This is a genomic window from Kaistella antarctica (assembly GCF_900109615.1).
Taxonomy (GTDB): domain Bacteria; phylum Bacteroidota; class Bacteroidia; order Flavobacteriales; family Weeksellaceae; genus Kaistella; species Kaistella antarctica.
The window spans coordinates 160893-176399 of record NZ_FOIX01000001.1 but is presented as its reverse complement, the minus strand read 5'-3'; the positions used below and the strand labels follow the sequence as shown (position 1 = coordinate 176399).

The 15507-nt window shown below is 37.1% G+C and carries 14 protein-coding genes; 12 read left to right on the top strand and 2 right to left on the bottom strand.

What is annotated here, in order from left to right:
• Positions 1–23 precede the first annotated feature (23 nt).
• On the bottom strand, positions 24–518 hold the full coding sequence (locus BMX49_RS00795) for an SRPBCC family protein (protein ID WP_034717772.1): 495 nt from the start codon (positions 516–518) through the stop codon (positions 24–26).
• Between the two features lie 188 nt (positions 519–706).
• On the opposite strand from BMX49_RS00795, the gene BMX49_RS00790 reads away from it, so the two are divergent.
• Positions 707–2257, top strand: coding sequence for a sensor histidine kinase (locus BMX49_RS00790; protein ID WP_034717769.1), 1551 nt, complete (start codon positions 707–709; stop codon positions 2255–2257).
• A gap of 80 nt (positions 2258–2337) precedes the next feature.
• On the top strand, positions 2338–3024 hold the full coding sequence (locus BMX49_RS00785; protein WP_034717767.1) for a response regulator transcription factor: 687 nt from the start codon (positions 2338–2340) through the stop codon (positions 3022–3024).
• Positions 3025–3128: 104 nt separating this feature from the next.
• Here the strand turns inward: BMX49_RS00785 and BMX49_RS00780 are convergent, their stop codons facing one another.
• Positions 3129–3677 (bottom strand): SPOR domain-containing protein, encoded by a 549-nt coding sequence (locus BMX49_RS00780; protein ID WP_034717766.1) that lies wholly within the window; start codon positions 3675–3677, stop codon positions 3129–3131.
• Positions 3678–3862: 185 nt separating this feature from the next.
• On the opposite strand from BMX49_RS00780, the gene BMX49_RS00775 reads away from it, so the two are divergent.
• The 10 genes from BMX49_RS00775 (at position 3863) to ribH (ending at position 15483) form a co-directional block, all read left to right on the top strand.
• Positions 3863–5224: a c-type cytochrome gene (locus BMX49_RS00775; protein ID WP_034717764.1), complete on the top strand. Its 1362-nt coding sequence runs from the start codon at positions 3863–3865 to the stop codon at positions 5222–5224.
• A gap of 21 nt (positions 5225–5245) precedes the next feature.
• Positions 5246–8341, top strand: coding sequence for a TAT-variant-translocated molybdopterin oxidoreductase (locus tag BMX49_RS00770; RefSeq protein ID WP_034717762.1), 3096 nt, complete (start codon positions 5246–5248; stop codon positions 8339–8341).
• Between the two features lie 18 nt (positions 8342–8359).
• Positions 8360–9760 (top strand): NrfD/PsrC family molybdoenzyme membrane anchor subunit, encoded by a 1401-nt coding sequence (gene nrfD / locus BMX49_RS00765; protein ID WP_034717761.1) that lies wholly within the window; start codon positions 8360–8362, stop codon positions 9758–9760.
• Entirely contained in the window at positions 9747–10268 is a 522-nt protein-coding gene (locus BMX49_RS00760; RefSeq protein ID WP_034717759.1) for a DUF3341 domain-containing protein, read from the top strand. The genes nrfD and BMX49_RS00760 overlap by 14 nt, the downstream gene beginning before the upstream one ends.
• The gene (locus BMX49_RS00755) at positions 10261–10980 is read left to right on the top strand and encodes a c-type cytochrome (protein ID WP_034717758.1); all 720 of its coding nucleotides are present in this window, start codon (positions 10261–10263) and stop codon (positions 10978–10980) included. The genes BMX49_RS00760 and BMX49_RS00755 overlap by 8 nt, the downstream gene beginning before the upstream one ends.
• Positions 10981–10995: 15 nt before the next feature.
• On the top strand, positions 10996–12327 hold the full coding sequence (locus BMX49_RS00750; RefSeq protein WP_034717756.1) for a hypothetical protein: 1332 nt from the start codon (positions 10996–10998) through the stop codon (positions 12325–12327).
• Positions 12328–12406: 79 nt separating this feature from the next.
• Complete coding sequence (locus BMX49_RS00745; RefSeq protein WP_074726696.1) at positions 12407–13615, top strand: NTF2-like N-terminal transpeptidase; 1209 nt, start codon at positions 12407–12409, stop codon at positions 13613–13615.
• A 2-nt stretch (positions 13616–13617) separates the two neighbouring features.
• Positions 13618–14151 carry an adenine phosphoribosyltransferase gene (locus BMX49_RS00740; RefSeq protein WP_034717755.1) on the top strand — a complete coding sequence of 178 codons (534 nt, stop codon included), beginning with the start codon at positions 13618–13620 and terminating at the stop codon, positions 14149–14151.
• 121 nt (positions 14152–14272) lie between these two features.
• A complete protein-coding gene (locus BMX49_RS00735; protein ID WP_034717753.1) occupies positions 14273–14983 on the top strand; it encodes a YfgM family protein in 711 nt (236 codons plus the stop codon).
• 17 nt (positions 14984–15000) lie between these two features.
• Positions 15001–15483, top strand: coding sequence for a 6,7-dimethyl-8-ribityllumazine synthase (gene ribH / locus BMX49_RS00730; protein ID WP_034717751.1), 483 nt, complete (start codon positions 15001–15003; stop codon positions 15481–15483).
• The last annotated feature ends 24 nt before the right edge of the window (positions 15484–15507 follow it).

Genomic DNA, 15507 nt, shown 5'->3' with positions numbered 1-15507 from the left:
TAAAAAAAAGACTGATTTTAAAATCAGTCTTTTTTGTTTAGAAGAGTTTCGAGTTGATTTAATCTGGTTTTAAATTCCTCTTCAAAGCCCATTTCGCAAAGCTGTTTCATTTCTTGAGGAGACTTAAAATGAATATTGATGGTGAGTTTTGTTCCTTCGTCTACACCGGTGAAACCGAGGAGCCAGTTCGAACTTGGTAAGTTGATATTTAAATTGCCTTGTTCATCGGTAAAAGATTTAGTCCAGTCAAAACTGCGACCTTGGTTTATTTCATGATACCGAACATTGCCGAAATATTTATCATTCTCTGGGCTAATCATGGCATACGTCCAGCGACCGTTGGGCTCAAAATGTAATTCCGCTGTTTCGCATTTCCATGGTTCTGGCGCCCACCATAGATCAAGTAATTCTCTCTGGGTAAAATAGGTCCAAATTTCACTAGGTATGTTTTTGAAAACTTTCATGCCGTAAATAGTTGCGGCGTCTTCATCTTTGTTAAATTTTATTTCTGAACTCATTATAGGGATTTTCACAAATTTATATAATTTTTAGCGGACGCCTTCAGAAATCTACCTTAAAATTATAGATTCCATATAATTTGTTAAATAAAAGAGTTTTAAGAAAGTTTATACAATATTTTGGTCTTTCTTTTGTTATAATATTCTTAAAATGACTAATTTTAACAATTCATTTTTAAATTGACCTAATGAACAATAAGTTTATTCCATTTATATCAGTTTTAATGACAATCTCGATGATTGTCTTTGTCACCCTACAACTGTATTGGATTAAGGAATTATACAGCGCGCTAAATCAGGATTTCTCGAATAAAGTATATTCGTCGATGGAATCTTCAGCGATGAAAGTTTCTCAATTGGAAGTTGATAAATATTTGAATCAGGATTTCAAAAATTTTGGTAAAAGTGTTATTGATGGTAGCACGCAGCCAACACAAACGTACATTCAGCAAAATTCTGACTCTGCGAATAAATCTACCATGATTTTTCAGAAGAGCATTATTGAAAATCAAAATTTCCCGATTTCCCAGAAAGGCGATAGTTTGAAGTTGACTAAACTCTACACTGATGAAGGAATTTTGAATATTAAGAAAGCACCTAATACATCAGAACCACTAACGACTCAGATGAGCAAAGATATTAGCAATAATACTTATGCGTTGCGAGAATTCGCAAAACTCACCGCAACTAATCTGCCGATTGAAAAAAGAGTAGATGTAAAAACGTTGGATTCTGTATTGTCCAAAGAATTAAAGTTAAGTGGCTTAGATACCAAATTCGGCTTTGCCGTGATGGACAAAAAAAATGGTGTAACTAAGGTCGCGAACAGCATATATGCAGATGAAAAAGATAAAATCAATTATACTTATCCACTGTTTACCGATAGCAAAGACCGTACACTTTATACTTTAGCATTGGTTTTTCCACGGAAAGATTACTCCTTAGCAAAAACGAATTTGCCCATGCTTTTGGGAACGTTCATGTCCTTGCTGACTATTTTGGGGATTTACGTGATATCTATTAATTATATGATGCGACAGAAAAAAATAGCAGATGTGAAAACCGACTTTATCAATAATATGTCGCATGAATTTAAAACACCTTTGGCAACAATTTCTGTAGCGACCGATTCGTTAGCAAATGATAAAATTGCAACCAATCCCGAAAAGGTAAAGTATTACTCAGCTTTAATTAAACAGGAAAATCTCCGGATGAAAAAGCAGGTGGAGAATATCCTGAACATGTCGAAGTTGGAACGGAATGAAGTCAATTTATTTTTAAAGGAAACCAATGTTAGAGATTTAATCAAAAGAACGACCGAATCATTTGGATTGATTGTCGCGCAACGAAACGGAACTTTAACTCAAGAATTCAATACGGAAAAGTATCAATTCAAAATTGATGAATTTCACATTTCAAATGCGTTAGTCAACTTATTAGATAATGCCAATAAATATTCTCCAGAAACTCCTGAGATCAAGGTAGCAACTAGAAATGAGGGAAACTGGTATGTTATTGAAATTTCTGATAAAGGAATGGGAATGGAAACCGACAATAAGCTGCGGATTTTCGAAAAATTCTTTCGGGAAGAAACAGGAAATATTCACAATGTGAAAGGGCAGGGTCTTGGTTTATCTTATGTAAAAAAAATAGTAGAGTTACATAATGGGCTAATTATCGTAGACTCTCAAAAAGATAAAGGCAGTACGTTTACGATTAAATTACCGATGAACGCCTGAAAAATTGATACTTAAAAAAGTATACTTTAATAATAATAAAAGACAGAGGTGAAAACTTTGCAACTTTAAATACAAAAATTATGAGCAACAGAATCTTATTAGTAGAAGACGACCAAAGTTTTGGTGCAGTTTTAAAAGATTATTTATCGATAAATAATTTTGAAGTAACCTTAGCAGTCGATGGTGAACAAGGTTTAAAAGAATTTACGGAAAACGAATTTGACATTTGTATTTTCGATGTGATGATGCCGAAAAAAGACGGATTTAGTTTAGCGGAAGATGTAAAGAGAATTGATAAAAATATTCCAATCATCTTCTTAACCGCCAGAAATATGCGCGAAGATATATTGAAAGGTTACCAGTTGGGCGCTGATGACTATATTACCAAACCGTTTGATACGGAGCTTTTGTTATATAAAATCAAAGCAATTTTGCAAAGGAGTGCCACGGCTGAAAACGATGAGCAAGAACAATTTAAGATCAGTAATATTTTCTTCGATTCGATGTTGCGCCAGTTACGAGTTGGTGAAATTGAATATAAGCTTTCTCCAAAAGAGAACGAATTGCTGAAGTTGCTTTGTCAGCATAGAAATGATTTTATGCCGAGAGATTTGGCTTTAAGAAAAATTTGGAAGAAAGAAAATTATTTCACCGCCAGAAGTATGGACGTTTATATCGCGAAGTTGAGAAAACTTTTACGTGATGATGATGGTTTAGAAATCATCAACGTACATGGTGAAGGATTCCGTTTGTTGGTGAAGAACTAAGTGAAGATTTAGAATTTGAAAGACCATTAAAAAACCTTAAATCCTATAAAAAAAGGAAGCCGTTTTCAAGTTGAAAACGGCTTCCTTTTTTATGTAAATACTATTTATTTTGCTTCTACACAGAATACCCGATATTGAACGGCGATCGCATCTTTAAAATGCTGCTTTATTTTTCCTAAATCTGCTGCTGCACTTTGTTTAGAGAAATAACTTCCGGCCATCACTTTGTAGTTGGGTCTTAGTGATACATCCTTTTCTACTTTAATGTAAGGAAATCTTCTGCGAAAATATAAACCCACTTCATCTGCTTCTTTATTGCTTTTAACTACGGCGAGCTGAATTTTGTAACCCATGATTCGGGGGTTTTTGCGGCAAATTTCAGAGTTGCTCAGTTCTTTTTCGGGAACAGAGATTCTCGGAGTAGTGGTTTTTGGTGTATTATCGTAATAATCATTTCCGGCATTGGAGCCAGAAGCACCGATTTTCGTCGCGCATTTATCTTCCACGGTACTTAATAAATCGCTTATTTTTTGGTCCATCATCATTGAAAGGGGTGTTCCAGCGAGGGTGTCTTTGGTTACAACTTGTTGTGCTTCAAAGATGTTTGTAGAAAACAAAGCAAACACAGCGATTATTTTAAAAAGGTTTTTCATTAAAAAAGATTTTTACAAATTTAAAACAAATAAAAATTATACCAACATTTGTTATTTAGAAGCGTTATAAATTAAGACGAATGACAGAATGGCAATTAGAACGGTTGTTAAATTTCTCTTAAAAGTGTTATTTTTGCCAGATTGAAAGTAAACTCAATATAATTTACTAACCCAAGATTTTATAAATGATTAGTTGGAGAAAGCATTACAAAAGAGGTCTCATTGCAATAGGTCTATTGCTGTTGACCAGTGCTTCTATTTACGCCCAAGGAGATGCTAAGAACGGTGAAAAACTTTTCAAGCAAGATTGTACCGCCTGTCACGCATTAGACAAACAACTTGTTGGTCCTGCTTTAGGTGGCGTTGTAGACAGACTTAAAACGGAGCAAAATTTAGATACAGTTTGGCTCCATAAGTGGATTAAAGATAATAAAAGTTTAAGAGAATCTGGCGACAAGTACGCGATTGAGGTTTTCGAAAAATTTAACAAAACTGAAATGACTGCATTTCCTAATCTAACCGATCAGGAAATCGACGATATTTTAGAGTATACCACAAATCCTCCAGCACCAGAGCCCGTAGCAGAAGCTACCGGCGCAGTTGATACCAATTCGGTTGCCGCGTTAGAAGCTGAGAAAATGCAATCAATGAATTCAAAAATTATTTTGCTTTCGCTATTGTCAATCGGTGGACTTTTAGTTTGGTTGCTTTTAAAACTGAAGCAATTGGTGAAATTGCAACAAACTGAAGAACTAACTGGTCTTAATGCTACAAGAGCAACTTCGTTTGCAGACGTGTACAGAAAATACGATTATATCGGAAAAGGAGTACTGGTAGTTTTAGGAGTATTTGCAGCTTACGGATTGTGGAATATGTTGATGTGGATTGGCGTGTATAAAGGTTATAAACCTGAACAACCAATTTATTTCTCTCACAAGATTCACTCCGGCGAGAACAAAATTGACTGTCAGCTTTGTCACTCTTCAGCGAAATATGGTAAAGTTTCAGAAATTCCTTCAATGAATGTTTGTATGAACTGTCACCGTACCATTTCTGAATACAATGGAGCCTACATGGAACCAGGAAAAGATAAAGCTTTCTACGACGGAGAAATCCAAAAGATTTACGCTGCTACAGGTTGGGATCCAGCCTCGCAGCAATATACAGGAAAGACAGCGCCGGTAGAATGGACCAGAATTCACAATATGCCAGACTTTGTTTACTTTAACCACGCACAACACGTTGTAGCTGGGGAGCAGGCAATCATTAGCTCTTATAATCAGAAAAATCCAAATGCGAAAATTGATATCGTATGTAAAGCTTGTCACGGACAGGTCGATACCATGAATGTGGTGCATATGGCTAATGATTTCACGATGGGCTGGTGTATAGAATGTCACAGAACTACTGAGATCGATATGAACAATGGTTATAATAAAGAGTACTTCAAAAATCTACATGACAAACTGAAAAAACAGTATGGGTCAGGTGCGAAAATCACCGTAGATGCAATTGGAGGTCTTGAGTGTGGTAAATGTCATTATTAATAACAAAAATTAGAAGTATCAATGGCTTCAAATAAAATACAATTCAGAAGTATTCAAGAACTGAAAGATCCGAGCTTAAACCATAAGTTGGCTCTAAAAGAATTTCAGACTGAGATTCCTGTGGATGAAATATCTACGGGGAAACAGATAACTGAATCGGGCAGTCCTTCAAGAAGGGATTTCTTAAAGCTTTTAGGTTTTTCTACAGCGGCAGTTACTTTAGCAGCGTGTGAAGCGCCAGTAATTAAATCGATTCCTTATGTGGTAAAGCCGCATGAAATTATTCCAGGGGTTCCGAATTACTACGCCTCAACTTATTTTGATGGTTATGATTTTGCCAGTGTTTTAGTAAAAACAAGAGAAGGGCGACCAATTAAAATTGAACCGAATCCGATTGCTAAAGATTTAGGTAAAACAAGTGCACGAACTCAGGCCTCAGTTCTTTCTTTGTATGATAACGACAAAGTAAAACAGCCAAAATTAGAAGGTAAAGATGAAACTTTCGACAAAGTTGATAGTTTCGTTTTAAAAGGTTTAGAGGAAGCTCAATCCTTTGGTAAGAAAATCGTTGTTTTATCGCATTCATTCCGTTCACCAACATTCAAGAAATTGTTTGGTGATTTCAAAACAAAATATCCAACAGCAGAGTTAGTAATTTATGATGCTCTGCCGCACAATGCAGCTTTAGATGCAGCGCAGGAAGTCTTCGGTCAACGAGCTTTGCCAGTATATGACTTATCGAAAACACAATTGGTGGTTTCTTTTCAGGCAGATTTCTTAGGTGAGTTTAACGGTGGTTCTTTAGAAACTTCTTATGCTCTAGCAAGAAAGCCAGGTCCAAATATGATGAGACATATTCAGATTGAGTCCAATATGACTTTAACTGGAGCCAATGCCGACAGCAGAATTAGATTGAAACCAAGTGCGGTCAATAATGTTCTAGTTGAAGTATACAATGGTCTTAATGGTGGAAGCGTAAGCAAAGAAGCAGGAGAATTGGTTAAAGAATTACAGTCAAAAGGCAGCAACGCTGTTGTTTTCGCTGATGGTTCTAAGGCTGCTCACGTTTTAGCCAATTTAATTAATCAAAAATTAGCCTCAAATGCTTTTACAGGGAAGGCAAACTTCTTGAAAGAGTTTGATGCTGTAAGATATCAGGAATTCTTAAGATGGTTAGATACGGGTGAAATTGGTGTTTTGATTGCCAATAATGTAAACCCGATTTATTCTAGCAACAAAGGAGAAGCGTTCAAAACAGCGTTAGGAAGAGTACCTTACGTTATTGCGATTGCAGATAAGAAAAACGAAATGTACAAAGCAGCGAAAGCTGTTATTCCTGTAGCAAACTGGTTAGAAAGCTGGGGAGATATGGCGCCGCAAACAGGTGCTTACACCTTAATGCAGCCAACCATTCAGAAAATTTTTAAATCAAGACAGATTGAGGAATCTCTTTTGGTTTGGATGAACGGAAAAGACAGCACAGATAATAATTATTACGACTATCTGAAAGCAAATGCTGCTACTATGATTGGTGGTACTACATTCAATAAAGCGCTTTATAGCGGATTTATTGATGGTGGTAATATGGGAATGCTTTCTTACGCAGGAGGTGATTCAGCGAAAGCCATTTCTGAATTAGCGGGTTTCAAAGCTTCAGATTTAGAATTAGTTTTATATACAAAAACATCGATAGGAGACGGAACTCAAGCAAACAATCCTTGGTTGCAAGAAATGCCCGATCCAATTACCAGAATGACTTGGGATAATTATTTAACCATGTCACCCAAAGATGCTGAAAGATTAGGAATTGATAACGATCTTAATGCTAGAATGCAGTTAGACGGTTCGGTAGTAAACCTTACGGTAAATGGAGTAACTATTAAAGATGTTCCAGTTTACGTTCAACCAGGTCAAGCTGATGGAGCGGTAGGTTTAGCTTTAGGTTATGGTAAAAAGAATTCAGGAAAAGTAGCCGAAAGCGGTGTTAATGCTTATCCTTTATTTGATGGTTCTAACTTAGTTTTATCTAATGTAAAAATTGAGAAAACTGGAAAAGAACATGAATTTGCAGGAATGCAACTTCAGAATACCTTGATGGGTCGTTATGAAATCGCAAGAGAAGTTACTTTAGATACTTTCTTAAATGTGAAATTTGACGATGAAAAATTAGGATGGAACAAACCATTGGAATATCACACCATCGGAGGAGCGTTACCAGCAGGTAAAATTGACCTTTGGGATGCATTTGATGATGTTGATGGACCTCACTTTAATTTATCAGTTGACTTAAACTCTTGTACTGGATGTGGTGCTTGTATCATCGCTTGTCAGGCAGAAAACAACGTTCCTGTTGTTGGTAAAGAAGAAGTAAGAATGTCGAGAGATATGTTCTGGTTAAGAATTGACCGTTACTATACGACAGACATCCCTGCAGATATTGACTTAAATAAAGATGGTATGCTTTCTCAGGAAGAAGCCGTTACCGCAGATCTTAATGTACCAGGAATGTATGGTCATTTCTTAGATAAGAAAGCTGGGATTTTAAATCATCCTGCTACGAATCCAGATGTGATTTTCCAGCCTGTTATGTGTCAGCACTGTAACCATGCGCCATGTGAAACTGTTTGTCCTGTGGCAGCGACTTCGCACGGAAAGCAAGGTCAGAATCAAATGGCATACAACAGATGTATCGGTACAAGATATTGTGCAAATAACTGTCCTTATAAAGTTCGTCGTTTCAACTGGTTTACTTATAACCTTAATGATAAATTCGACTTTAATCAAAATAATGATTTCGGAAGAATGGTCTTAAACCCAGATGTTGTTGTAAGAACAAGAGGGGTGATGGAAAAATGTTCAATGTGTATTCAAATGACACAAAACGTAATTCTGGAGGCTAAGAAAGAAGGAAGAGTGATTAGAGACGGTGAATTCTCTACCGCTTGTGTGGATGCATGTTCTACAGGTGCGATGAAATTCGGTGACATGAATGATAAGAGTTCTGAAGTAAGAGCGCTTTTCAGCACCAACAGAAGATATACTTTGCTTGAAGAAATTGGTACTAAACCAAACGTATTCTATCATACCAAAGTGAGAAATAGAAAAAATAATGTTTAAATAATAAATAGGTAAAAAATGTCAGGACACTACGAAGCTCCGATAAGGGAACCTTTAATTATTGGTCACAAGACTTATCACGATATCTCCAATGATATTGCAAGACCTATCGAAGAAAGAGCAGGAAAACTCTGGTGGGTTTCTTTCTGGATCGCGTTGGCTTTATTCATTTATGGATTTGGCTGTATCGCTTACACCATCGGTACCGGAATTGGTGCTTGGGGACTTAATAGGACCAACAACTGGGGCTGGGATATTACCAACTTCGTTTGGTGGGTAGGTATCGGTCACGCTGGTACGCTTATTTCTGCAGTACTTTTATTATTTAGACAAAGATGGAGAATGTCTGTTAACCGTTCTGCCGAGGCGATGACCATCTTCGCGGTAGTTCAAGCAGCCATCTTCCCCGTAATTCACATGGGTAGAGTTTGGGTAGGATACTGGGTTTTCCCTTTACCAAACCAATTCGGTTCTCTTTGGACCAACTTTAACTCACCGTTACTTTGGGACGTATTTGCAATTTCAACGTATTTCTCCGTATCCAGTGTATTCTGGTTTATGGGACTGATTCCAGATTTTGCGATGATTAGAGACCGTGCAAAAACACCGTGGACTAAAAGAATCTACACCTTCCTTTCATTTGGTTGGGGTGGGAAAGCAAAACACTGGCAACGATTTGAAGAATTATCTTTGGTATTAGCAGGTTTAGCAACTCCACTTGTATTCTCTGTACACACCACGGTATCCTTTGACTTTGCTACTTCAGTAATTAAAGGATGGCACTCTACAATTTATCCACCGTACTTTGTTGCTGGAGCAATTTTCTCCGGATTTGCAATGGTACAAACGCTCTTAATTGTGGCGAGGAAAGTGGCACATTTAGAAGATTATATTACCATGTATCATATCGAAATTATGAACATTGTAATTATCGTAACAGGTGGTATGGTAACGGTAGCTTATGCTACTGAGTATTTTATCGCATGGTATTCTGGATCTAGATATGAAGACTTTACTTACATCTCTCCGGGATCTGCAACTGGTCCTTACTGGTGGGCGTTCTGGGCTTTGATTACTTGTAACTTAATTGTTCCTGCACTATTCTGGTTTAAGAAAGTAAGAACAAACATCATGGCAACATTTATTATCGCATTGATTATTAATATTGGGATGTGGTTTGAAAGATTTGATATTATCGTTTTGAATATTTCACGAGATTACTTACCAAGTTCGTGGACGATGTTTAAACCTTCCATCATTGATGTCGGAGTGTTCTTAGGAACAATCGGTTTCTTTGGAGTATTATTCTTATTGTATGCAAGAACGTTCCCTGTAATTGCACAAGCGGAATTGAAGACTATTTTGAAAATATCAGGTGAAACTTATAAAGCAAAAGAAGAAGAAGATGAGCACCACTAAAAGAATATACGGTATTTATGCCGATGATGATGATTTATTAGATGGCGTAAAAGCCTTCAATGATAAAGGAATCTCTATTGCGGAAGTCTACACCCCATTTCCGGTGCATGGTCTTGATACCGCTTTAGGTTTAAGAAAAACCAGACTTTCTGATGCTGCTTTTCTTTATGCAGTGTATGGTTTGTTGGTTGGATCGTTGGTGACTTGGTACACAATGAATCACGACTGGCCGATGAATATCGGTGGTAAACCAGCATTTAGCTGGGGAACCAATATGCCGGCGTTTGTTGTTCCAATGTTTGAGTTAATGGTATTCTGTGCCGCTCACTTAATGTCCCTTACTTTCTTAGCAAGAAATAAAATGTATCCTGGTTGTCCTCCTCAGAATCCTGATCCTAGAACAACCGATGATAAATTTATGATGGAGTTTGTTACCGATAATGTAGATGCAGTAAAACAAATTCTGATTGATACCGGAGTTGAAGAAATAACTGTAAAAGATGCTTAAAATGACAAAGACTATATTTAAAATTACAGCGATCGTAGGATGTGCCGCAATTACTTTAAGTTCTTGCAGCAACGAAAATCCGCCATTGGTTTATTTTCCAGATATGTACTTCCCGGTTGCTTATGATCCATTGGCGAAAGCGCAAGATGCTTATTCAAAACATGAGAATGAAATTCCAGCTTTCGTTAAAAATAACGGAGCTACTGGTTTAGGTCCAATTGATGGTACGGTAGCGCAAAATCCAGAAGGACTTGCAGATCCCGCTGCCAACAAAGCAATGGTTCCTTTAGAGTATAATGAATTTTATGATGCATCTAAATTAATTACAGCTTCCCCATTAGATCCAGCAAATCAAGCGAAAGATATTACCAGAGGTAAATTATTATATGAGCAGACTTGTTCAGCTTGTCACGGAAGTGCTGGAGACGGACAAGGGTCAATTGTGGTAAGTGGTGCTTATTCAGGTGTGCCTAAATATGCTGACCGAGAATTAACTATTGGTTCTGTACATTATGTATTGACCCACGGTAGAAACTCAATGGGATCATATGCAGGACAGTTGAAACCTGGCGATCGATGGAGAGTGTCATTGTATATTATGAGTGAGTTTAAAGGAGGGCTTTCTGCTGCTCCAGCTGTAGTTGCTGCGAATGCAACACCAGCTACAGATATGGCAGCACCAGCAGCTTCTAGTACGAGTCCTAAAAAATAAAAAAGAGTAAAAAAAATGTATAGTTTTTCACCTAAATTAAGATTATATTCAATCGTATTTGTCGTTTTAGGATTAGTTCTTTTCGGAGCTGGTTACTTTATGAATCATGGCGTCGACGATACCCAGATTGGACATATGATGGAACAAGTGCATGCTGGCGGAAATAATGCTCCCTCAAATTCTGCCGAAATGGTAGGACCCCAAGATGAAGCAGCGCATTTAGAACACGCAAAAATGCAATTCAAAAACCAGCCTTTAGCAGCAATTCATACCGTTGCGGTTTTTCTTTTTGCTTTAAGCTGTTGTGCTTTGTTTTTCTACGCTATTCAAAACGCTTCGCACGCAGGATGGTCAATTATCATTTTGAGAGTAATGGAAGCAGTGGCCTCATTTATCCCTTTCGCAGGAGCAGTAATCATTATTATTATGGTGCTGAATGTGACGCACCTTGGGCATATCTTTCACTGGATGGACGGAACTTTAACCGATCCGAAAAGTGAGCACTTTGATCCTATTCTTTACGAAAAGAAAACATTCTTAAATATCCCTTTCTATATTGTTAGAACACTAATATATGTTCTTGGAGCGTCGTTCTTCGCTTGGAAGTTGAAATCAATTTCTAAGAAAGTTGACGAAACCAAAAGCAGATCGGTATATGCAAAGTATTACAGCTGGAATGTTGGTTATATCGCATTCTTCGGATTTGCATCTGCGGCTTGGGCTTGGGATTGGTTGATGTCTATTGACCCACACTGGTATTCTACCATGTACATTTGGTACGCAATGGTAAGTACACTTGCCGCCTCTATCGCCACCATAATGGTAATAAGTGTTTACTTAAAGAAAACTGGTTTTTTACCACAATTTAATGATAACCATTTACACGATCTAGGAGTTTTCCTTTTTGCATCGACTATGTTATGGACTTATACTTGGTTCGCACAGTTTATGTTGTATTGGTACGCCAATATCCCTGAAGAAGTCAACTATTTCTACGGTAGATTTGAGTATTATTCTTGGGCGTTTTGGTTAATATTAGTTTTGAATTTTGCGATTCCTCTATCAGTAATGGTAAGTTCAAGCATTAAAAGAAATTATAAAGTAATGACGACCATGGCAATTATAATCATTGCAGGACATTGGTTAGTCTATTACAACATGGTTATGCCAGGATCAGTAGGACCGTACTGGGAAAATATCACAGGATTGTTAACAAATCTTGGAGCAGTGTTGTTCGGATTAGGTTCATTCATTTTTGTCGTAATGACAACTTTATCTAGACTGAAATTAATTCCTGAAGGAAATCCTTACCTACACGAATCTAAAATTTACGAATATCCTTTCTAATTGTTGAATTTTATTCGAAAACTTAATCCCGGCAATTGTCGGGATTTTTGTATAAATTTGTTAGAAACCAAAACATCACATGAATCAGATCTTTAATACATCTTTATTACCAAAAACTACTTTTTTTAAAACAAGTAGTTTCTTTGTTTTTGCTTTATTGCTGTTGCTCATTAACTGTAAGAAAGATACCGCTGATGCCACGTCAACCAAAACTTTGCAGTCGAGTATTAATGATATGGCTTCAAGTTTAAATACTCTTCAACAGGTGAAATTTAATGAAGCGCTGTATATATTGAAAACATTCGGCGTCGATGAAGATGGAGAAACTAACGAACTAAAAGCCTTAGGAAATTTGATAAATGGAATGAAGGTTCCCGCAATATTTTCTTTAGCAGATCAAATCGCTCAGAAAAACGGCGTTGAGTGGACAAGCAAAGGGCCACCTTCTTTAGGTGAGATGAATATTTTCGGAAACCAGTCGGCCAAAGAATTTGATGCCAATGATATACAAGCAAATTCCTTGAACCTTGATATCACCAATATTGGAAATGATGAAATTTTAGGGGCACAAGCTTTACAAGTGACGCCAAGATTATTAGATCCGAAAGGCGAACCTATTATTTTTGAAGGTGCAGCTTTAGAAGCAACTCTTGAGGTTTTCAGCGGAGGAAATAGAATTCTCACTTCAAAAAATTTGATGTTAGATAATAAATTCAAAGGATTTAATGTAAGATTCGCTTCGTTGCCAGCTCAGAAAATTATTGATCAAAAAATAGATATTACAGTTTCGATTAAAACAACAAAGAAGACTTTTAAAATGTCTAAAATTGGAGTACCTGTAAATCCCAAAGCGTTATTAATGCCAGCTGGCAATCCAGCAGATAATCCAGCAAATATCGATGGTGAAATGCCAAGCGTCATCATTCCTGATACTCCAGGTATAACACCTGATCCTAAGGTTCCAACTGCGACTGCAGATCCTAAAGCGAGCGTTTCTAAGTTCTTAAACAACTTATCAGCGCAAAATCTACGAGGCGCCTATGATGTGGCAGATAATCCTAACTGGGGCTCGTATGAAACGTTCTCTAATCCAACTTCGGGTTTTGGCGGAGTTAAAACCATTAGTGTAAAGAACATGACGACCAAGACCACCACAGCCAATGCTGCAAGTGTAAACGCAACTTATGACATTACCGATAAAGAAGGGAGAACAACAGCAGTACAGGTGACTTTCGGCTTAAAAAATGTAAACGGAGATTGGAAAATATCAAGTTATAAAATTAATTAAAAATGAATCAGCAACTAATTCAAGATTTACAAAATACTATTCAGAATATTCCTGATTTTCCAAAACCAGGTATTGAGTTTAAAGATATTACACCCATATTTCTCAATCCCAAACTCTACGAAGAAGTCATTACTGACTTAGCGAAGTTTAGTCGGGGAAAAGTTGATGCCGTTTGCGGTATAGAAAGTCGTGGTTATCTTTTTGGGATCGCAATCGCTGTCGCTTTAGATGTTCCTTTTATTCTCATTCGGAAAAAAGGAAAATTACCGCCGCCATTTGTTGGTCAGAAATACGACTTAGAATACGGGTCGGAAGAAATAGAAATGCGAACCGGACAATTAAAACCGGGACAAAGAATCTTAATTCACGATGATTTATTAGCAACCGGCGGAACAACTGAAGCAGCAGCTCTTCTTGTTCAAAAGCAAGGTGGAATCGTTTCGCAGTTTAGTTTTTTGATTGGCCTCAAAGATTTGGAAGGAGAAAAGCGGCTGGAGAAATTTAACGCAGAAATTCATCAACTATTAATGTACTAAGGAAAAATTCACTATTTCAAATTTGTTTTGAAGTCTAATTTTAGCGAAAATGTTTTTTCGAGCATAATTTTGTATATCGCTCAAAAACAGTTAAATTTGCACTTCAATTTTTATTAAAACTATGGCAAAATTTAAATCTCGCACCAGCAAAAAAGAAATGGAAGGCAAGGAAACGGTAGAAGTTTTCAAAGACCTAGACAGAGGTGCCCTCGATACTGAGAAATTTCTCGAAAAAAATGCTAAAACCTTAATGATCGTTTTCGGTGCATTATTGGTGGCAGTTTTGGGTTATTTCGCTTTTCAGCAGTTTTATGAAGCGCCTAGAAACGAAGAAGCGACTTTAAGTTATCTTGCTGCTCAGAAAAATCTGGCTGATGGAAAAGACGAACTTGCTTTGGGTGGAAAAAGTGCTGCGAATCCTGGTTATTTAGGAACGTACAAAGAGTATTCTGGAACCAAGGTTGGTAAGCTTTCTTCTTATAATGCTGGATTAATCAAGTTTAAGGAAGGGAAATACCAAGAAGCTTATGATCTGATCGACAACTTTTCTTCTGACAATAAAATTTTAATGGCGTTGAAATATGGTGCGATGGCAGATTGCCAGGCAAACCTTAATAAAAGTGACGATGCGTTATCACTTTTAGACAAAGCGATTTCTGCTTCAGATGATCCTTACACTTCTTACTACTTTACAAGAAAAGCTGGAATCACGGCTTTGGCTTTAAAGAAAAATGTTGAAGCAAAAAAACACTTCTCAACAATTGATGAGAAATATGAAGACTATGATAACGGCATGTCTGATGCGTATATCGAGATGGTAAAATATTACTAATAAAAATATAAAAAATAATGGCAACTGTGAATCTTTCTGATTATCACCCATTACAAATTGACGATGCCGATTCTTTTAGAATTGGCATTGTTGTTTCAGAATGGAATGATTTCGTAACTTTTAATCTCCGTGATGCGGCCCTGGAAGTACTTACAAAAGAAGGAGTAAGTTTAGAAAATATTAAAATTTTTAAAGTTCCTGGAGCGTTCGAACTCAATTATGCCTCGATGCAGCTTTGCAAGACCGGCTATTTTGATGCAATCATCGCAATTGGATGCGTCATCCGTGGCGAAACCCCGCATTTTGACTATGTTTGTTCAGCTGTGGCGCAGGGAATTAAGGATTGTAATATTCTAACAGATGTTCCTGCGATCTTCTGTCTTTTGACCGATGATACCAAGGAGCAATCTATCGCAAGAAGTGGTGGTGAGCTAGGCAATAAAGGAGTTGAAGCAGCGGCTACCGCCTTGCAAATGATTGACTTTAAACGAAAACTTTAGCAAGGTTTGCTTTCCTTTTCCGAT

Bases quoted from the DNA above. Each gene is read 5' to 3' on its own strand.
- BMX49_RS00795 (WP_034717772.1), bottom strand. From the start codon at position 518: ATGAGTTCAGAAATAAAATTTAACAAAGATGAAGACGCCGCAACTATT.
- BMX49_RS00790 (WP_034717769.1), top strand. From the start codon at position 707: ATGAACAATAAGTTTATTCCATTTATATCAGTTTTAATGACAATCTCG.
- BMX49_RS00785 (WP_034717767.1), top strand. From the start codon at position 2,338: ATGAGCAACAGAATCTTATTAGTAGAAGACGACCAAAGTTTTGGTGCA.
- BMX49_RS00780 (WP_034717766.1), bottom strand. From the start codon at position 3,677: ATGAAAAACCTTTTTAAAATAATCGCTGTGTTTGCTTTGTTTTCTACA.
- BMX49_RS00775 (WP_034717764.1), top strand. From the start codon at position 3,863: ATGATTAGTTGGAGAAAGCATTACAAAAGAGGTCTCATTGCAATAGGT.
- BMX49_RS00770 (WP_034717762.1), top strand. From the start codon at position 5,246: ATGGCTTCAAATAAAATACAATTCAGAAGTATTCAAGAACTGAAAGAT.
- nrfD (WP_034717761.1), top strand. From the start codon at position 8,360: ATGTCAGGACACTACGAAGCTCCGATAAGGGAACCTTTAATTATTGGT.
- BMX49_RS00760 (WP_034717759.1), top strand. From the start codon at position 9,747: ATGAGCACCACTAAAAGAATATACGGTATTTATGCCGATGATGATGAT.
- BMX49_RS00755 (WP_034717758.1), top strand. From the start codon at position 10,261: ATGCTTAAAATGACAAAGACTATATTTAAAATTACAGCGATCGTAGGA.
- BMX49_RS00750 (WP_034717756.1), top strand. From the start codon at position 10,996: ATGTATAGTTTTTCACCTAAATTAAGATTATATTCAATCGTATTTGTC.
- BMX49_RS00745 (WP_074726696.1), top strand. From the start codon at position 12,407: ATGAATCAGATCTTTAATACATCTTTATTACCAAAAACTACTTTTTTT.
- BMX49_RS00740 (WP_034717755.1), top strand. From the start codon at position 13,618: ATGAATCAGCAACTAATTCAAGATTTACAAAATACTATTCAGAATATT.
- BMX49_RS00735 (WP_034717753.1), top strand. From the start codon at position 14,273: ATGGCAAAATTTAAATCTCGCACCAGCAAAAAAGAAATGGAAGGCAAG.
- ribH (WP_034717751.1), top strand. From the start codon at position 15,001: ATGGCAACTGTGAATCTTTCTGATTATCACCCATTACAAATTGACGAT.